The sequence below is a fragment of the Larkinella sp. C7 genome, assembly GCF_006149005.1.
Taxonomy (GTDB): Bacteria; Bacteroidota; Bacteroidia; order Cytophagales; family Spirosomataceae; genus Larkinella.
On the sequence record NZ_VBSL01000006.1, the window covers coordinates 218,766 to 237,438 of the forward strand.

Genomic DNA, 18,673 nt, shown 5'->3' on the forward strand with positions numbered 1-18,673 from the left:
TTTCAGTGATAGCATCTTCCGTCCAACTTGGCTGGCTATGTATCGGCAAGTGCGCCTGATCATTGAATGTTTTGATAGCCGCCATTCTCTGGATGATGACTGGCCGATCTGTCTGGAGGATTTTTGCTCCCGCAATCGAGTATGTTAACTGACGGTTAGATAGGCTATGGCAGCGGCTTTTAGAGGAGGTACACCTAATTTTACCCGATACAACAATCAATACAATAATTCATTATAACCTGAAAAAATGAAATCAATTCTGCTCTATTTAATCCTTTTATTCTCTGCATTGCACGCATCGGCACAGGCAAAGCGAGAGATTTTTTTTGCCGATGTAACTATTTATGTTGAAGGAGGCAAATACTACCTTACCGGATCTAAAGGTGGGAGCGGTGGTCCACAGGGATTTGCCTTTTTAGAGTCAAAGGATCTCAAAACATGGACAGTACCTGCTCAGTCAAACGATTCACTGGGTATGATCCTGACCAAAGGTGACCACACCTTCGGCACCAGGGGCTTTTGGGCACCACAAATAGTCAAAGAGAAGGGTACGTATTATCTTACCTATACGGCTGATGAGCAAACCGTAGTGGCGGAATCAAAATCGTTATTGGGCCCCTACAGACAAAAAGAAGTTGGGCCTATCGATGGGTCTGAGAAAAACATCGATTCCTATATTTTCAAGGATACCGACGGTAAGTATTACTTCTACTGCGTCCGTTTCAATAAAGGCAATTACCTGTATGTAGCCGAGTTTGATATGAAAACCGGCAAGATAAATCCCCAAACCCTGAAACGATGTTTTGACCAAACGGAGCCCTGGGAGGCCACGCCCAACTATAAATCAGCACCCATTATGGAGGGTCCTACCGTTATCAAATTAAAAAATAAATATTACCTGTTTTATTCGGCCAACCATTTCCAGAACATCGATTATGCGATTGGCTATGCCGTGGCCGATTCGCCCTACGGGCCTTGGGTAAAATATAAGCATAACCCCATCGTGCATCGCTCTATCGTTGGCGAGAACGGATCTGGTCATGGTGACCTGTTTGAAGGATTAGACAAGCAATTGTATTACGTATACCACATTCACAACGCATCCGACAAAGTAAGCCCGCGCAGGACCCGCATCGTGCCGGTCGTAAAACAATGGGATAAAAAAGCCAGCGTTTATACGTTTAGTGTAAAAGGAGATGCGGTAATTGTACCTGTACTGGCTGAAAAATAAGAATTTTTCTGTCGTTTCGACCAGCTAGGCAAGTGCTATTTTCTACTGAAAGATGAGCTTTATGTCTGAAAAAAAAGATTCTTGAACAAGATTTAAATCTTCGACCGTCCTCACATTCCTTATGGTGTTCCCTGTTTTTTTTCACTAAATACTACACTTTTTCGGCCTTACACCCAATTTGATGTTGAGAAGCCGCATGGCCTCTTCATCAGCTACCCACTTATCTTTCTCTCCGCCGTTTTTTTCCTTGAGCCTGGTGACAACCTGCTCAACCAAAGTGTAAAATGCGGCATCTTCAAGGCAAATAACTTCTATCGGTCTTTTTATCGCAAAATAATACTATAAACTTACCCTGAAAATGTTTAACCCACAGATTGTCATCACAATGACGGAATCTATGCAACTAGCAGAAATCGTGTCCGAAAGAAAAGGTCTTGTAAGATCATTTTCTTTTACAACTTTTCTTCAAATTGCCGCCGTTTAACTTCAAAGAGAAAAAGCTACTATGAGCGCGTCACAATATTGTTTACGAAAAGAAAAAGGCAGCTACAACATTTCGTCGTAACTGCCTGATTTGGAGGTGGTGATGGACGGAATCGAACCGCCGACACAAGGATTTTCAGTCCTTTGCTCTACCGACTGAGCTACATCACCAGGTATTGTCGGTAGCAATTTTTGTGGGTGCAAATGTATAGCTTTTTTCTTTTATACCAAATAGTATGGCAATTCTTCAGCAGATTTTATTTGTAGCGGCCCTGGCAACGGCGGCCTGGTTTCTCATCCGACGCGCTGGACTGATCCGGCGCGCCATTCAGCTCGGGAAACCGGAAAACCGCACCGACCGGCCCAATGAGCGGTTTTCCATCATGCTGCGCGTGGCTTTCGGACAGAAAAAAATGATGACCAACCTCACCGTCGGGCTCATGCACTTCGTCATTTATGTCGGCTTTGTTATTGTCAACATCGAGGTACTGGAAATTGTGCTCGATGGAATTCTGGGCACCCACCGGCTGTTTGCACCCTACACCGGAGCGGTTTATCCGTTCCTGATCAATACATTCGAAATTCTGGCACTGGGTGTCTGGATCGTCTGCGTGGTTTTTCTGATCCGGCGGTTTGTGACGAAAGTGCCACGTTTCCAGCCGGAACGGCACCGCGAAATGACCCGATGGCCCCGCACCGACGCGGCCTTGATCCTTATTCTTGAAATTCTGCTCATGACGGCTTTCCTGACCTGGAATGCGTCGGACAGCGTTTTGCGCGAGCGCGAAGTGGGGCATTATGGCGAGTTGAGCAACGTCGGCACGTTTGTCGTCAGCCAGTTTCTGATGCCGTTGTTTGCCAACTGGAGCGACGCGGCACTGGTGGCTTGCGAGCGGTTTACGTGGTGGTTCCACATTCTGGGCATTCTCTTTTTTGCGGTGTACCTGACCTACTCCAAACACCTGCACATTGTGCTGGCTTTCCCGAACACGTACTTCTCCGACCTGAAACCCAAAGGCGAAATGAAGAACATGGCCGACATCACGAAGGAGGTACAACTGGCGCTCGGCATCGCTCAGGCCGATCCGAACGAAGCCCCGGCCGAACCCGGGCGGTTTGGGGCCAGAGACGTACGGGATCTGACGTGGAAAAACCTGATGGACGCTTACAGTTGTACGGAATGCGGACGCTGCACAGCCGCCTGTCCGGCCAACATTACCGGCAAAAAACTGTCTCCGCGCAAAATCATGATGGACACCCGCGACCGGCTGGAGGACATTCAGCGCGGCTGGCAGCAAAACGGCCCCGAGCATGACGACGGCAAAACGTTGCTGGGCGACTACATTACCGCCGAAGAAATCAACGCCTGTACGACTTGCCAGGCGTGTGTGCAGGAATGCCCCGTCAACATCAATCCGCTGGACATTATTCTGCAACTCCGCCGGTATAAAATTATGGAAGAAGCGCAGGCACCAGCTTCGTGGAACGCCATGTTCAGCAACGTTGAAAACAACATGGCTCCGTGGAAATTTTCGCCCGGCGACCGGTTCAACTGGGCCGATCAGGTCAATCAGTAGACGAGGGACACTGGCCGTCGGCTGGATTTTTGGGGTGCCTCTGCGCCATCCTGAAAAAACTGGCTACTTTTACTCCCTAACTAAAATGAGGGAGGAGATAACAACTCCCGGGGTCGTTGCCACTTTTGTATGTCCGTACTTTTTTTGAAAATAGCCATTGCGTTGGCAGGTTCGTTGGTGACGATCGGGGTCGTGCGTTTCCGAAAAACGATTGATCAGGTGAGCATGAGCCAGCAGGGGCCGATTTTGCTGACGGTTTTTGTGTTGCTGCGAATCATCCCGTTTGTCGTCGTCTATGTTCTGATGGGCCAGAAATCGGGTTCCGACATCCCGGTTTTCTACGATGCCGCTCTCCATGCCATGCAGGGGAAAGTGGTCTATCGCGATTTCTGGACGCCTTACAGCCCGCTATTTCCGTATGTTACCACACTGTTGCTGCCTTTCTGGAATAGCCCGAACGCGATTGTCCTCCTGATGATCCTCATGGAAGGCGTGGCACTCTGGCTGACCTGGCGCGCCTACCGAACCGAGATCCGGGGCCTTTTTCTGCGAATGCTGACGTATCTTACGCTGGTCGGCCCGATGGTGTTGTGTGTGTTGGGCGGTCAGGAAGACATCTGGATGTGGCTCTTTGGGGCGCTGTCTGTGTTGGTCTGGCAACGCACGGGCGACAGTTTATGGATTGGCGTGGTGCTGGCCCTGGCCCTGATATTCACCAAAGCCCTGCCGGTTTTACTGGTCATTCCGCTGCTGTTTCTGGTCGAAAAACCGGTGCGTTACATTATCGGATTAGCCATCACCGGTTTGCCCGCGCTGGGAATTCTGGTGGCGCTCGTGGGAACCAAATTCACGACGCCCATGTCGATTGCCGAGCTGCCTTTCGCGCCCAATCTCTGGACGGTATTGAGTCCGCTCACCGGCGATTTTCGGAGCTATTCCAGTCTGTTGCTGTGGGGGGGCGTTGGTTTGACCGTGGTCGTTACCACCCTGGGCGCCATGATATTGAAGCAGCGAATGTCGTATGCCAAAGCCTTACCGGTTTTGTGGACCCTGTGTTTTTGCTTTATGATGTTTATCCATAAAAACTCGTTCAGTAATTACGCGTTTATCTTTCTGATGCCGATGCTGCTCAATACCGTCGATCTTAGAAGCCGCCGGCAGGTGGCGGTGCTGATCCTGTTCAACGCGCTGGTGGTGATCCAGCCTTCGTACTGGTGGCGGATGGGCAATCCGATTTTCACCCAATGGAGCGATCTGACGTCGATGGCGAACCTGATCGAATACGCCATGGAGTTGACCATTATGGGCTGTTTGGTGTATTTTCTGCACCACCTTTACCAGATGATCAGTCATAATCAATTTCAGCACGTCAATGCACCGGCCGAGTTTCCAATAACCCGATAACCAACGATGAACACCGAAACCAACTACCAGGTGCCGACGATGGCCGACCTGGCCGCCAAAGGCGAAACCCCGGAAGTGCTTTTCTGGGTGGGCTGTGCCGGTTCGTTCGACGACCGGTATAAAAAAGTGACCATCGCTTTCGTCAAAATCCTGAACCACGTCGGCATCAAATTCGCCGTTTTGGGAACGGAAGAAACCTGTACGGGCGACCCCGCACGCCGGGCGGGCAACGAATTCCTGTTTCAGATGCAGGCCGTGGCCAACATTCAGGTGATGGACGGCTACGGGATCAAAAAAATTGTGACGGCCTGTCCGCATTGTTTCAATACGCTCAAAAATGAGTACCCGGAACTGGGTGGCACCTACGAAGTGATCCACCATTCGCAGTTTTTGCAGCAACTCATCAACGAAGGCAAAGTGACGCTGAAAGGAGGAGGGGCGTTTAAAGGCCGTCGGATTACGTACCACGATTCGTGTTATCTGGGTCGCGCCAATAAAGTCTACGAAGCGCCCCGCGAGGTGTTGCAGGCACTGGATGCGGATCTGGTGGAAATGAAACGCTCCCGTACCAAAGGGCTGTGCTGTGGAGCCGGAGGAGCGCAGTATTTCAAAGAACCGGAACCCGGCCGGAAAGACATCAACGTGGAACGCACCGAAGAAGCCCTTTCGACCGGTGCCGACACCATTGCCGTGGCCTGCCCGTTTTGCATGACGATGATGACCGACGGCATCAAGAACAAAGACCGGGAGGATTCGGTCAAAGTCTACGACCTCGCGGAACTCGTTGCGCAGGCGCAGAGTTTGTAAAGTAAGATTTGAAAACGCTATGTGGATTTCCTTCAACCAACTTCCTGATACGGCCCGCGTCTGGGTTTATCAGTCGGCCCGCCCGCTGACCGACGCCGAAGTGGCGGCCATTGAAACCGATCTGCAACCCGCCGTCGATGGCTGGGCCGCTCACGGAACACCGCTGCTGGGTTCGGCCCAATTGCTGAACAACCGGTTTTTGATCGTTGCCGTCGATGAAGGCCATCACCTGCCGAGCGGTTGCTCCATCGATTCGTCCGTTCGCTGGGTGCGGGAAATCGGGCAGACGCTCAACACCGACTTTTTTGACCGGTCGGCGGCTTTTGTAACGGCTGATGGATCGATTGAAACCGTTGCCCTGCCGCAGATCAAAACCGCCGTCGTTGAAGGACGCCTGACGCCCGACACCACGGTTTTCAATAACCTCGTGGCCACCAAAGCGGAATTGCGCAATAACTGGCAGATCAAAGCCGCCGATTCGTGGCTGAAACGGTATTTCAAAAACGTAGCCGTCTGATTGCATCATGGCCGAATCGCTGGTACTTCCGAAAACCGCCCACCGTCAGGAAATCTACAAAAGTTTGCTGCCGCAACTCCGGGCCCTGACCGACAGTGAACCGGATCTGATTGCCAATCTGGCGAATATTTCGGCGGCCTTAAAGGAAGCCTTCGGTTTTTTCTGGGTCGGTTTTTACCTCACAAAAGGCAATCAATTGGTTTTGGGGCCTTTTCAGGGACCGATTGCCTGCACCCGGATTCAGTTTGACAAAGGCGTTTGCGGGGCCAGTTATTCACGGAAAGAAACCCTTCTGGTGCCGGATGTCGAGTTGTTTCCAGGGCATATTGCATGCAGTTCCGCTTCAAAGTCGGAAGTGGTCGTGCCGGTTTTCGACAAAACCGGTGCTGTCGCGATGGTGCTGGACGTTGACAGCGACCAACTGAACGACTTCAGCGAGGTGGACGTACGGGAGCTGGAGAAAATAGCCGCGCTCATCACCTCGTTCTTATAAATAAAAAACAGCCGCGTTTAAAACCGTCCGTTCAGGCGAGTTTAACCGCCCGCAACACATCCCGCTTGTGGGCGGGCCCCCGGTGTTTCTCAACCAAAAAACCGGCGGCTCTCAGATTCCGCTTCACCGAACTTTTTGAGCAGTAGGTCGTCAGTAATCCACCTGGGTGCAGCATCGTGGCCAGTTGTTCAAAAACCGCCTGCGTCCAGAGTTCCGGTTGCGCTTCCGGGGCGAAGGCGTCAAAATAGACCAGATTGAACCGGTTTTCGGTTCGAAAATCCTCCAAACGACCTTCGTGTTTCAGGACTTGAAAAAAAGGCGTGATCGCGACCGGTCGGTTCCAGGGTGCTTCATGCAATGAATTCAGGTGGTGACTGCCCAGCAAAGCATCGAAATTAAGCTGGCCGGCTTCCTCCAGCGACAGCGGTTGGGTTTCAACGGCCGTATAGGTAACGATTCGCTGTGACTTTTCGGCTTCCAGCAGCGTCAAAAGAGCATTCAACCCCGTCCCAAAACCCATTTCAAAGACGCTAAGCTGTTCAAACCGCTTGAAAGCTTCATATAAACCCAGTTCGATGTAAACCCGCTGAGATTCCTGCAAGGCACCAAAAACGGAGTGATAATGCTGTTTAAATTCCGAATTGTAGGCCGAACTAGAACCGTCGTGGGTTAGAACGATACGAGTTTCTGTTTTCTTTTCAGGATTCCTCATGTATCTTCGCAAGCTCAAAAATTCAATACTATGCTTCAACGCATCCAAACCATATTTCTGTTCCTCATTGTCGTTTCCATGGCCGTGTTACTGGGCTTCCCGATTTGGGAAAAAACCGGGGCGGTTCCCACCGAAACCGCCAGCCTGACGGCCTGGCAGTTGGTCTATACCCAAGGCATTAGCTCACAAATTACGCCGGTTTATTACCTCGCCCTTATGTCGCTCGTGGTGGCCGGTGTTTCGTTGTTTACCATTTTCAAATACCGGAACCGGTTGCTGCAAATGGGTCTTTGTGCCATCAATGCCATTGTGCTGACCGCCCTGATGGGTTTTGTCCTGTATCTGACGCTCTACAAAGGCAAGGATTTTTTCAACCCGGATGATCAGGGCCATTTCCGCTACGGTTTTTTCGCCATCGTAGCCGCCCTGATTTTCAATATGTTGGCCAACCGGTTTATCCGCCGGGACGAAAAGCTGGTTCAGGAGTCGAACCGCCTGCGCTAGAGAGTTAAGAGTGATGAGTTAAGAATGAAGAGTTAAAAATGAATGCGTCAGCCAACCGCACGGGCGGCCCGTCTTAACGCTTCATTCTTAACTCATCACTAAATCAAGCCTTCTTTCAGCAGATCGTGGAGGTGGATGAAGCCTTTGATTTGGTTATCGACGGCGACAATCAACTGCGTAATGCTACGATCCTGCATGATTTTGAGGGCGTGCGTGGCGTATTCGTCGGGGTCGATGGACAGGGGCGAAGGGGTCATGATGTCAGAGGCCCGCAAATGTCCGAGGTCCAGCGTATTGAAACGGTTCAGCATCCGTCGCAAATCACCGTCGGTAACAATACCCGCCAGTTGACCGTTTTCGTCGGTCACGGCGGTGGCTCCCAGCCGTTTCGAGGTCATCTCGATAATCACTTCGTGAACCGTCGCGTTGAGAGGAACGGTCGGAATTTCGTGATGTGGATAAATATCACTAACTTTTAGGTACAGCTTTTTGCCCAATGAGCCGCCGGGGTGGAAACGGGCAAAGTCCTGACTGGTAAATCCCCGGGCGTTGAGGAGGCTAACGGCCAGCGCATCGCCGAGGGCCAGGGCCACGGTGGTGCTGGTGGTCGGAACCAGATTGAGCGGGTCGGCTTCGTGTTCGGCATAGGCTTTCAGAACAAAATCGGCCTGTACGCAGAGATAGGAGCTGGTTTGGGAAGCCAGTGCGATTAGTTTGGCACCGGTTCGTTTTAAAAGCGGAACCAGAACTTTGATTTCGGGGGTGTTCCCACTTTTGGAGATGCAGATCACCACATCGTTGGCCTGAATCATTCCCAGGTCGCCGTGAATTGCGTCGGCTGCGTGCATAAAAAGCGAGGGAGTGCCGGTAGAATTGAGGGTTGCAACAATTTTTTGTCCGATTATTGCACTCTTTCCAATCCCGGTGACTACGACCCGGCCGGAAGTTTGCAGAATCGTTTCAACGATTTGCTCAAATTGGTCGTCGATGCAGTCCATCGCCTGCCGAATGGCTTCCGACTCAGCCAGCAGCACATTTCGGGCAGTAGACTGAATATTTTTTTTAACTAATTTCAATGTTGCTTTTGTCAATCGGTTTTTGACTAATTTTATAAAGGCAAAGATACAACCAAATAAAGTGTAGTAACCTTCCGCAATTTTGAGATGACGACGACGCAGTTAGATCCATCGGTGCAGGTATCTCTAAAAGAGAAGCTAAAAGATATATTCGGATTCAGCCAATTCCGGGGCGACCAGGAAGCCATTATCCACAATATTCTGGCGGGGATCAATTCATTTGTAATTATGCCTACTGGAGCCGGCAAATCCCTGTGCTACCAGCTTCCTGCCATTTCCTCAGAGGGAACGGCCATTGTCATTTCTCCCCTGATTGCCCTGATGAAAAACCAGGTCGATCAAATGAATGCCTTTGGTATCAACGCCCAGTTTCTGAATTCGACGCTGAGCAAGGCGGAGATGAACAAAGTCAAGAAAGATACCCTGAACGGTACGCTGAAACTGCTTTACATCGCCCCCGAATCGCTGACGAAAGAAGAAAACCTGGACTTTCTGAAGAAAGCCAACATCTCGTTCGTGGCCATCGACGAAGCGCACTGTATTTCGGAATGGGGCCACGATTTCCGGCCTGAATACCGCAAAATCCGGGGCATCATCGACAACATTGGTAATCTGCCGGTGATTGCTTTGACAGCCACAGCAACGCCGAAAGTGCAGTTGGACATCCAGAAAAACCTGCAAATGGAGGATGCCCACATCTACAAAACGTCCTTCAATCGCAAAAATCTTTACTACGAAATTCGCCCGAAAGCGGACGCGAAAAAGCAGCTCATCCGCTACATCAAGAACAACAAAGGCAAGTCAGGCATTGTCTACTGCCTGAGCCGGAAGATGGTGGAAGAGATTGCCGAACTGTTGAATGTCAACGACATCAAGGCGCTGCCGTATCATGCCGGGCTGGATTCGCAGACGCGGATGCACAACCAGGATGCTTTCCTGAACGAAGACGTGGATGTGGTGGTGGCTACGATTGCCTTTGGCATGGGCATCGATAAACCGGATGTCCGGTTCGTGATTCACTACGACGCGCCCAAGTCGCTGGAAGGCTACTACCAGGAAACCGGTCGGGCGGGTCGCGACGGGCTGGAAGGCAACTGCCTGATGTTCTACAGCATCGATGACATTGTTAAACTGGAGAAATTCAACAAAGACAAGTCGGTTACGGAACGCGACAACGCCAAGCACCTGCTTATGGAAATGGTGTCGTATGCGAATCTGGGCGTCTGCCGTCGCCGGCAACTGTTGAGTTATTTCGGGGAATACCAGGACAAGGATTGCGGATTCTGCGATAATTGCATGAAACCGACCGAGAAGTTTAAAGCACAGGACGAGATCGTACTGGCACTTCAGGCGGTTTTGCAAACCGATCATCGCTTCGATGCCGCCCACCTGGCCGACGTTTTGACTGGTACTGAAAACCAGTATATTACGAGTTATGAACATCATAAGCTCGATGTTTATGGCAAAGGCAAAGAGTTCAACGAAAGCGTTGAATTCTGGTGTTCGCTCATCCGGCAGATTACGATTTATGGGTATCTGGATAAGGATGTCGATAACTACGGTGTCCTGAAACTGTCGGCGAAGGGACAACACTACATCGAGGATCCGTATTCCATCACCTTGTCGAAAGATCACAACTACGAAATCGACGAGGAAAAGGCCGAGGATGAAGACAAGGACAGCGGCATGTCGTCGGGCAGTGCCTACGATGAAGCCTTGTTGGGTCTGCTCAAAGCCCTGCGGAAGAAAATAGCCAAAGAAAAGAACCTGCCCCCGTATGTCATTTTCCAGGATCCGTCGATGGAGGAAATGGCAACGACCTACCCGACCACACGGGAAGAAATGGCCCAGATCAATGGGGTCGGCATGGGGAAAGTGGTGAAATTTGGCAAACCGTTCATCGACCTGATTGCCAAATACGTTGAAGAAAACGACATCGAAACGGCGAAGGACGTCGTGGTGAAGTCGATGGTCAACAAGTCGAAGGTCAAGATTTTCATCATTCAGCAGATCGACCGGAAGGTGGATCTGGAGGAAATTTCGGAGTCGAAAGGCCTGACGATGGAAGATTTGATTGAAGAAATCGAACACATCTGTTATTCGGGAACGCGCCTGAATCTGGATTATTACATCAACCAGATCATGGACAGTGACCGGCAGGACGATATTTACGACTACTTCATGCGGGCCGAAACCGACAACATCGGGGTGGCCATGCGGGAGTTTGCCAACGACGATTATTCAGAAGAAGAATTGCGGTTAATGCGTATCAAGTTTTTATCGGAAGTAGCAAATTAAGTTAAGAGTGAAGAGTTAGGAGTTAAGAGTTAGCGGATGCATATAACTTTTAACTCTTGACTCTTAATTCTTAATTCTTAACTCAGAATGAATATACTCATACTTGGATCGGGCGGAAGGGAACACGCATTTGCCTGGAAAATAGCGCAAAGTCCACTGTGTAACACATTGTATGTCGCACCCGGTAATGCCGGAACAGCCCTGGTCGCCACCAATTTGCCGATTGCCTTCAACTATGCCGATGCCATCGCGGAGGCCATTCAACAACACGAAATCGATTTGCTGATAATTGGCCCGGAAGAACCGCTCGTGAAAGGGCTGGTCGATACGCTCCGGACTCGAAAAAATCTGGAAAAACTGCGAATTGTCGGACCGGATCAGCGCGGAGCCCAACTTGAAGGCAGCAAGGATTTTTCAAAGCAATTCATGCAGCGGCACGGTATTCCGACAGCGGCATCGCGGACGTTTACCGCTGAAACGCTGGAAGAAGGGTTGGCGTATCTGGACACGCATCAACTGCCGGTGGTGTTAAAAGCCGACGGGCTGGCAGCCGGAAAAGGCGTTATCATTGCCGAATCCATTGCCGAAGCCCGGGCGGTATTGACCGATATGCTGACCGGCGGCCGCTTTGGCGAAGCCGGCAATAAAGTCGTTGTCGAGCAGTTTCTGAAAGGCATTGAACTGTCGGTTTTTGTGTTGACCGATGGCGTTAACTACAAAATCCTGCCTGAAGCAAAAGATTATAAGCGCATCGGCGAGGGCGATACCGGCCCGAATACCGGCGGCATGGGGGCGGTTTCGCCTGTGAAATTTGCCACGGCCAAGTTTTTAAACAAGGTCGAAGAGAAGATTGTCAAGCCGACGCTGGCCGGTTTGCAAAAGGAAGAGATTCGCTATCAGGGTTTTATTTTTGTCGGTCTGATTAATGTCAAGGAAGAACCTTACGTCATTGAATACAACGCCCGGATGGGTGACCCGGAAACGGAAGTCGTGCTGCCGCGCATTCAGAATGATTTTGTGGAATTGATGGTGGCAACGGCCGATGGCGAACTGGATAAAATTCAGCTCCAGATTTCCCCGCAAACCGCCGTCACCACCGTCGTTGTGTCGGGGGGCTACCCGGATGCGTACGAGAAAGGCAAGTCGATCACCGAACTCACGATGCTGGACGACGTAACGGCTTTTCATGCCGGTACCAAACCGGGTTTCAACGGCCACGTGCTGACCGACGGGGGCCGTGTGCTGGCGTTGACGGCCGTCGCCAATTCACTCGAAAATGCCGTTATGAAGTCGCAGAAAGCGGCCCGCGCAGTGCAGTTCGAGGGGAAATACTACCGGAAAGATATTGGGCTTGATTTGATTCGCTATCAGGATTAATCAGACACGTTTATACAAAAAAACCGCCCTACTTCGGGGCGGTTTTTTTGTTGTCTTTCGATTGGTTTCAGGTCTTTCTGCTGATCAGATAAATGTCCTGAAGCTGGCTACTATGAATTGAAGTCGGTTGATTGATTGAATCAAACCGCGTCAACCTCAATACTTCGCAGGCTGATTGGGCTTCGGCGTCGATTTTTTGATGAAATTCCGAATGTCCTCGTTGGACGTCACCAGATCTTCCTGACGCAAATACATCATGTGGCCGCTCCGATAGCCTTTCCAGTCCATTCGGGCTTTGAGTTTTCCGCTGGGGTCCATTTGCCACATGTTATACTGGGCATTGAAATAGTCACAGGCCCCGTCGTAATAGCCGGATTGGACCAGCAAATGCAGGTACGGATTCTGGGCCATCGCCTGCCGCAGGTTTTCGCCCGACCGGTCGGCATTCTGACCCGCCCGATCCCAGGGATGCACCGGCCCGAACATGTAGTATTTCAGGTCAGTTTTGTAGTTCAGGAATTCCCGGAAATAGTAGTTGATGGGAGCGGCAAACGAGTGCAGCCAGGACGTCAGTTCCGGGGAATAATCCGGACGCTCGCCCGCATCTTCCCGGTCGATTCCCAGATAGCGTGAATCCAGTCGGCCAACGGTATGGCCTTTGTCACGCAGCAGTTCCTTCCAGAAGAAAGAAGCCGGAATATCCATGTTATGCTCCAGCACGACTTTTTCCGACAAACCGGAATACCGGGCGACTTTGGCGGCAATCTGCTTTTTCTTCTGTGGGTCCAGAAAACCGCCCATCGTCAGCGCTGGAATAAACTCGTTGATGGTGAATTGCTCCACTTCCGGCAGCATGGCCGTCAAATCTTTCTTTTGCAGGTCGTCGGGCAGCACTTTGTGATACCAGGCCGTGGCCGCATAAAAAGGCAGCATGTTGGCAGCCGCCACCGGCCCTTTCCGTTCAATTCCCAGATCGGTCGGTGATACCAGAATCACGCCGTTGAGGTACATCCAGTTGGCGTTTTGCAACTCCAGTGCCAGACCCGAAACCCGCGTGGTTCCGTAGCTTTCGCCGATGAGGTATTTGGGCGACGGCCAGCGGTTTTTCCGGCTTACGAAGGTGTTCAGCCATTCCGCCAGGTATTTGATGTCAGAATTTACCCCGAAAAACTTCGAGCGGGGCACGTCCTTGCTGGCCGGGCGGGAATAGCCCGTGTTGACCGGATCGATGTAGACGATGTCGGCCACGTCTAGAATAGAGTTGGGATTGTCTTTGAGCGTGTAAGGTTGTAATGGATAACCTTCGCTGTCGATGTTCAGCAGTTTAGGCCCCGTATAGGCCAGGTGCATCCAGACCGACGCGGTTCCCGGCCCCCCGTTGAACGAAATGACCAGTGGGCGGGTGGTGCGGTCTTTCACATCCGTCCGTTCGTAGTAGGTATAAAATACGCCGGCAATGGGCTTACCCTCTTCGTCCCAAACCGGCTGTGTTCCCACCATCGCCGTATAAGGCACTTTGACGCCCTTGATCGTAACGGTGTGCGATGTCGTGATGGTGGAGTCCATCGGGAGCCTCAGGTCGTTGGGACCGGGTTTGGCCGAAGGCGCACCGGCGGGCCGGGGAGTGGCTTCGGCAGCCGCCGGTGGCGGACCGCCCTGTCGGCGTTGCGCAAAAGACAAGGAACCCGTGGTAACAGCCAGCAGGAGTATAACTACAATTCTTTTCATGGGTTGTTTGTGGTTAAAATCAGATAGTTAGGTTTAGTATTTGGCGGGTTGGTCCGGTTTTGGCAAGGTTTTTTTGACGAATTCGCGGATGTCTTCGGTCGAGGTGGCAAGGTCTTCGTCGCGCAGGTACATCATGTGACCGCCCCGGTAGCCTTTCCATTGCAGACGGTTTTTCAGTTTGCCGCTCGGGTCCATGTTCCAGAGGTTGTATTTCGCGTTGAAATAATCAGTCGCGCCGTCGTAATACCCCGATTGGATCATTACGTGGAGGTACGGATTCTGGGCTACGGCCTGCCGGAGGTTTTCGCCCGTCCGGTCGGTATTCTGCCCCGCACGGTCCCACTGCCCGGTTTGGCCGGAAATGTAGTATTTGAGGTCGGTTTTGTAGTTCAGTTTTTCGCGCAGGTAGTAATTGATGGCGGGCGTAAACGAATGCTTCCAGGAATCATACTCAGCCGCATAATCAGGCCGCTCGCCCGCTCCCTGCCGGTCGATCCCCAGATAGCGGGAGTCCAGCCGACCCACCGTGAAGCCTTTATCCCGCAACAGCTCTTTCCAGTAAAAAGACGAAGGAACCGCCAGGTTGTGTTCGAGCACGACTTTTTCCGATAAACCGGAATACCGGGCAATTTTAGCTGCCATCTGCTTTTTCTTTTCCGGCTCCAGAAAACCGCCTTTGACGATAGCCGGTGTCAGTTCATTGATGGTAAATTGCTCGACTTCCGGCAGAATGGCATCCAGATCTTTCTGCTGCAAATCGGTGGGTAACACTTTGTGGTACCAGGCTGTGGCGGCATAATACGGCAGCATGTTGGCAGCGGCTACCGGCCCTTTCCGGTCGATGCCCAGATCCGTCGGTGACACCAGAATCACGCCGTTCAAGTACATCCAGTTGGCGTTTTGCAACTCCAGCGCCAGGCCCGAAACGCGCGTCGTTCCGTAGCTTTCGCCGATGAGGTATTTGGGTGACGGCCAGCGGTTTTTACGGCTCACAAACATATTGAGCCACTCGGCCAGGTATTTGATGTCGGCATTGACGCCAAAAAACTTCGACCTCGGAATCGAATCATTGACGGGCCGCGAAAAACCGGTGTTGACGGGTTCGACGTACACAATGTCGGCCACGTCCAGAATGGAATGCGGATTGTCCGTAACGCCGTACGGCTGAACAGGATAACCTTCGCTGTCGACTTTGACGCGCTTGGGACCGGTGTAGCCGATGTGCATCCAGCAGGAAGCCGCGCCCGGCCCGCCGTTGAAAGAAATGAACAGGGGCCGCGTCGTCCGGTCGGTCACATCGGAGCGTTCGTAGTAGACGTAAAACAGACTGGCGATGGGCTTGCCGTTTTCGTCATAAACCGGTTGCGTACCGGCGGTAGCTTTGTAGGGAACCACTTTGCCTTTAATGGTAACCTGATCGGTGGTCGTTACGGCCGCATCCAGTTTCAGCGTGCGGTTTTGGGCAAAGGAAGAAAAGGTAGTCAGAAAGCACACCCACAGGAGGGGAGCAAGGTATTTCATGATGTGATGGGTTAAAAGGACTGATTTTTAGATGTTACCGGTTCATAAGCCCGTCAGTTTTCCGGGTTTGATATCCAGTTGGTTGACCGTTGCGTTTAAGGCATCGAACTCGGTTTGCTGGCCCGTTTGCTTATACAGTTTTGCCAGCGCTACGTAACTTTCGGTATTATACGGATTTTGCGCCAGCGACTTTTTAAAGGCAGCCACGGCCTCCTCTGTTTTTTTACTCAGGAGCAATAACACCCCATCCGATTGCAAAGCTGCCGATTGGTAAACCGCATCGCCCTTCGTGGAAAGGGTTGTATACAGCGTTTCGGCTTCCGGCAACCGGTTGGATTCGGCCAGCAGTCGCACCAGGCGTTGTTTATACAGCCCGGTCAGGGTTTGTTTGTCCGCCAGGGTTTTTGTCAGGAAGTACGACACGGAATCCGGTTTTTGCAGTTTGGCATAGCCCTCCGCAATCCGCAGATCAAAATCCGGGCGGGCATTTTTCCCCGCATCCAGAATCCGCTGCACCTGCTTCATGGTTTCAATCGCTTCCTGATAGCGGCCATTCGCCAGCAAGGCGTCGGCATACAAACCCCGTAACTCATAATTCTGGGGCCGTTGCAATACCAGTTTTTTCAGGCCATCGAGCTGGTCGGCATGGCCCAGCATGGCGCGTCGGGCCGCAGCAAAGGCCCGCGCATCATCACGCCGGTCGCGCAGGTAGGTCGAGACATCCGGCCCGTTGGCGGCATAGTCCTCAGCCGCTTTGATGGCCGGTCCCAGGAGGGCATTCTGCACATACATTTCCCGCAACTGAATGGACAGCGTGGCCCGGGTCTGGTAATCTTTTTCCAGATCCAGCGCCTTTTTTAGCCAACGCGCCTGGGTTTTGATGAGCTCGTCGTGGTTTTTGTCCGGCGTATGGCTCGCTTCTTCCCACTGCGCATAAGCGGCATACACCGGCGCGTAGTTCGGGTCGATTTCTTCGGCGGTTTTGATGTACGTGTAGGCCTGATCAAACGCTTTCTGTTGCTGTTTCAGACGCGCGTAGGCCAGGTAAGCCGGTTGGTATTTTTTGTCGTAGACCAACGCCGTATCCAGAAATGCAGCCGCTTTGGCCGGATCGGTTCTAACGACCTTGTTGCTCATGTTCAGGTAAACCTGCGCCCAGTTGGAAGCCATCACCACCTTGTCGCCGTTGAGATACGCCCGTTCTTTTTTCACCAGCGCGTCCAGGAAGGCATACATTTTCGGGTCCCGGCTTTTCAGTTCCGCCGTCGTGTTCATCGACTTGAAGTCGAGCGGATGCACTTTCATGGGTTCAAAATACGCCGGGTAGGTCTGGGCAAAATACTCCGATTCGTTGTTCTGGGAGTAATAATCCAGCGTCAATCCGTTTTTCATGGCGTTGTAATACAGGGCGCGGATCTGCCGGTTTTCGGCGTCGGTCAGCACGCGACCGTGGAACAGGTGGACGTATTCGTGCAAGACGACATTCCGTTCCTGATAGGCTCCCCGTTCGACGTATTCAATGGCCGCAGCCCCGCTTCCCACGCCCCGAATGTCCATCCACTGGCGGTTGTCAAAGGTGGTGTTGTACCGAAAATGGGGCGCGCGCATGGCCAGCGCCAGGTCGATGTGCAAGGGCGGCACCACAAAGGCGTTATCCTGCTTGGACAGGAAGGGGAAATACACCACGCTGGTGTACATTTGATTCCAGACCATCGCTTTGGCCCGGTCGCCGGGATAATAGCTCAGGTCGGGAAACACATTGACAAAGTTCTCCGGATCGCTGATGCGGGTGGTTTTCAGCACATTTGTAGTCGAATCGTACGTCATCAGGTACGGAATTCGCTTGGATTTAATCACCGCCGACAAGCCGTTGTGGGCCGGGCCATAGTGGGTTTTGGTAGCCAGAATAGACCGGAAGATGGTTTCGGCCGAATCCAGGTTGCTTTTCCGGTTCGGGTTGTCAAAATCGCTGTAATACAGCGACGCGCGGTGCATGGCGGGCAAAACCGACTGCGGATATTCCTTGCCGACCCGGTGGGTCACGGCCAGGGCGCTGGCCAACTGTTTTGTCCGAAACAGCCGGTCGGCTTCCTTCAGTTTTTCCCGGATTTCTTTCTCATCCTTGTCGGCATAGTCGGCATAAGTCAGGTTGGTGTGGCCGTTGCCCCAATGCCAGTGCGTCTGAAAATGCAGCGGATTGATGTTTAGGGCGAGTTGCCACTGAGCCGCCATGTCGTTGAGCTGCGTGGCATCGATCCGGCGCCAGATGGCGTAGCCGTAGCTGAAACGGGCATCGGCGTTGAACGGGTCGAGCGTGAGCGATTTCACCAGGGGCGCTTCGGCTTTTTCGGGGTGCTGATCCCAGAAATACACATTCGCTTCCAGTTGGTAGGCGGCTGCCAGCGACGGATTCTGCTTCTGAAGCTTTTTGGCAACGGCCATCGCTTCGGTGTAGTTTTTCTGCAACAACAGCGCACGGCCCAGCACGATTGCCGTTTCCGCATCCGTCGGATGGCTGGCCAGAATAGACCGGCACTGATTGACTGCGTTTTGCAAATCCCAGGCTTCAATGGCCAAAACCGCTTTCAATTGCCGACCCCAGCGGTTGTTTTTATCCAGCGACAGGGCTTTTGTGACGGAAACTTCGGCTTTTTTAAAGTCATTGTTCAGCCAGTCGTATTCGGCCTGCAGCAACAGCTTTTCAACCACCGTCAGCCCTTTTCCGGTTTTCATCTCGGCCAGGGCTTGCGGCCACAACCCGAGGTCCAGCATTTTTTTGACGGTTTTGGCCTTGCCAGTCGCTCGGTTCACCTGACTGAGCAACTCCGCGCGTGTTTTTTCGAGATCGGCCTGCGCCCGGCGCGTATCACCAACCTGCTGCGCCATTACCGCTGAGGTAATGGCGAGCAGGAAAAGGAGCAGGAAAGACTTTTTCAGCATGTGAA

Annotated in this window: 14 protein-coding genes and 1 tRNA gene; 9 read left to right on the plus strand and 6 right to left on the minus strand. The window is 52.1% G+C overall.

Annotated features, from left to right (window positions below; translation table 11 throughout):
- Positions 1-247: 247 nt before the first annotated feature.
- Positions 248-1,231, plus strand: coding sequence for a glycoside hydrolase family 43 protein (locus tag FH871_RS17160; RefSeq protein WP_138992645.1), 984 nt, complete (start codon positions 248-250; stop codon positions 1,229-1,231).
- Positions 1,232-1,812: 581 nt separating this feature from the next.
- On the opposite strand, the gene FH871_RS17170 is transcribed toward FH871_RS17160, so the two are convergent.
- A tRNA-Phe gene (locus tag FH871_RS17170) sits at positions 1,813-1,885 on the minus strand.
- Positions 1,886-1,950: 65 nt separating this feature from the next.
- Here FH871_RS17170 and FH871_RS17175 point away from each other — a divergent pair.
- The 5 genes from FH871_RS17175 (at position 1,951) to FH871_RS17195 (ending at position 6,512) form a co-directional block, all read left to right on the plus strand.
- On the plus strand, positions 1,951-3,291 hold the full coding sequence (locus FH871_RS17175) for a (Fe-S)-binding protein (RefSeq protein WP_138992646.1): 1,341 nt from the start codon (positions 1,951-1,953) through the stop codon (positions 3,289-3,291).
- Positions 3,292-3,420: 129 nt separating this feature from the next.
- Positions 3,421-4,695: a hypothetical protein gene (locus FH871_RS17180; protein ID WP_138992647.1), complete on the plus strand. Its 1,275-nt coding sequence runs from the start codon at positions 3,421-3,423 to the stop codon at positions 4,693-4,695.
- 6 nt (positions 4,696-4,701) lie between these two features.
- Positions 4,702-5,502 (plus strand): (Fe-S)-binding protein, encoded by an 801-nt coding sequence (locus FH871_RS17185; RefSeq protein ID WP_138992648.1) that lies wholly within the window; start codon positions 4,702-4,704, stop codon positions 5,500-5,502.
- Between the two features lie 19 nt (positions 5,503-5,521).
- Positions 5,522-6,019, plus strand: coding sequence for a hypothetical protein (locus tag FH871_RS17190; RefSeq protein ID WP_138992649.1), 498 nt, complete (start codon positions 5,522-5,524; stop codon positions 6,017-6,019).
- A gap of 7 nt (positions 6,020-6,026) precedes the next feature.
- On the plus strand, positions 6,027-6,512 hold the full coding sequence (locus FH871_RS17195; RefSeq protein ID WP_138992650.1) for a GAF domain-containing protein: 486 nt from the start codon (positions 6,027-6,029) through the stop codon (positions 6,510-6,512).
- 31 nt (positions 6,513-6,543) lie between these two features.
- Here FH871_RS17195 and mnmD read toward each other — a convergent pair whose 3' ends face one another.
- Positions 6,544-7,224, minus strand: coding sequence for a tRNA (5-methylaminomethyl-2-thiouridine)(34)-methyltransferase MnmD (gene mnmD, locus FH871_RS17200; RefSeq protein WP_138992651.1), 681 nt, complete (start codon positions 7,222-7,224; stop codon positions 6,544-6,546).
- 30 nt (positions 7,225-7,254) lie between these two features.
- On the opposite strand from mnmD, the gene FH871_RS17205 reads away from it, so the two are divergent.
- A complete protein-coding gene (locus FH871_RS17205; RefSeq protein WP_138992652.1) occupies positions 7,255-7,728 on the plus strand; it encodes a DUF4293 domain-containing protein in 474 nt (157 codons plus the stop codon).
- Between the two features lie 98 nt (positions 7,729-7,826).
- Here the strand turns inward: FH871_RS17205 and FH871_RS17210 are convergent, their stop codons facing one another.
- Entirely contained in the window at positions 7,827-8,804 is a 978-nt protein-coding gene (locus FH871_RS17210; RefSeq protein ID WP_138992653.1) for an SIS domain-containing protein, read from the minus strand.
- Between the two features lie 87 nt (positions 8,805-8,891).
- Here FH871_RS17210 and recQ point away from each other — a divergent pair, with 87 nt between their 5' ends.
- Entirely contained in the window at positions 8,892-11,102 is a 2,211-nt protein-coding gene (gene recQ / locus FH871_RS17215; protein ID WP_138992654.1) for a DNA helicase RecQ, read from the plus strand.
- Positions 11,103-11,189: 87 nt separating this feature from the next.
- A complete protein-coding gene (gene purD, locus FH871_RS17220; protein ID WP_138992655.1) occupies positions 11,190-12,479 on the plus strand; it encodes a phosphoribosylamine--glycine ligase in 1,290 nt (429 codons plus the stop codon).
- Positions 12,480-12,635: 156 nt separating this feature from the next.
- On the opposite strand, the gene FH871_RS17225 is transcribed toward purD, so the two are convergent.
- From FH871_RS17225 to FH871_RS17235, 3 genes are read right to left on the minus strand one after another with little or no spacing between them, the layout of a single operon-like run.
- Positions 12,636-14,207: a S10 family peptidase gene (locus FH871_RS17225; protein ID WP_138992656.1), complete on the minus strand. Its 1,572-nt coding sequence runs from the start codon at positions 14,205-14,207 to the stop codon at positions 12,636-12,638.
- Positions 14,208-14,240: 33 nt separating this feature from the next.
- On the minus strand, positions 14,241-15,728 hold the full coding sequence (locus FH871_RS17230; protein ID WP_138992657.1) for a S10 family peptidase: 1,488 nt from the start codon (positions 15,726-15,728) through the stop codon (positions 14,241-14,243).
- A 42-nt stretch (positions 15,729-15,770) separates the two neighbouring features.
- A complete protein-coding gene (locus FH871_RS17235; RefSeq protein ID WP_138992658.1) occupies positions 15,771-18,668 on the minus strand; it encodes a tetratricopeptide repeat protein in 2,898 nt (965 codons plus the stop codon).
- Positions 18,669-18,673 lie beyond the last annotated feature (5 nt).

Coding starts and splice junctions, on each gene's coding strand:
- FH871_RS17160 (WP_138992645.1), top strand. CDS start 248: ATGAAATCAATTCTGCTCTATTTAATCCTTTTATTCTCTGCATTGCAC.
- FH871_RS17175 (WP_138992646.1), top strand. CDS start 1,951: ATGGCAATTCTTCAGCAGATTTTATTTGTAGCGGCCCTGGCAACGGCG.
- FH871_RS17180 (WP_138992647.1), top strand. CDS start 3,421: ATGTCCGTACTTTTTTTGAAAATAGCCATTGCGTTGGCAGGTTCGTTG.
- FH871_RS17185 (WP_138992648.1), top strand. CDS start 4,702: ATGAACACCGAAACCAACTACCAGGTGCCGACGATGGCCGACCTGGCC.
- FH871_RS17190 (WP_138992649.1), top strand. CDS start 5,522: ATGTGGATTTCCTTCAACCAACTTCCTGATACGGCCCGCGTCTGGGTT.
- FH871_RS17195 (WP_138992650.1), top strand. CDS start 6,027: ATGGCCGAATCGCTGGTACTTCCGAAAACCGCCCACCGTCAGGAAATC.
- mnmD (WP_138992651.1), bottom strand. CDS start 7,224: ATGAGGAATCCTGAAAAGAAAACAGAAACTCGTATCGTTCTAACCCAC.
- FH871_RS17205 (WP_138992652.1), top strand. CDS start 7,255: ATGCTTCAACGCATCCAAACCATATTTCTGTTCCTCATTGTCGTTTCC.
- recQ (WP_138992654.1), top strand. CDS start 8,892: ATGACGACGACGCAGTTAGATCCATCGGTGCAGGTATCTCTAAAAGAG.
- purD (WP_138992655.1), top strand. CDS start 11,190: ATGAATATACTCATACTTGGATCGGGCGGAAGGGAACACGCATTTGCC.
- FH871_RS17225 (WP_138992656.1), bottom strand. CDS start 14,207: ATGAAAAGAATTGTAGTTATACTCCTGCTGGCTGTTACCACGGGTTCC.
- FH871_RS17230 (WP_138992657.1), bottom strand. CDS start 15,728: ATGAAATACCTTGCTCCCCTCCTGTGGGTGTGCTTTCTGACTACCTTT.
- FH871_RS17235 (WP_138992658.1), bottom strand. CDS start 18,668: ATGCTGAAAAAGTCTTTCCTGCTCCTTTTCCTGCTCGCCATTACCTCA.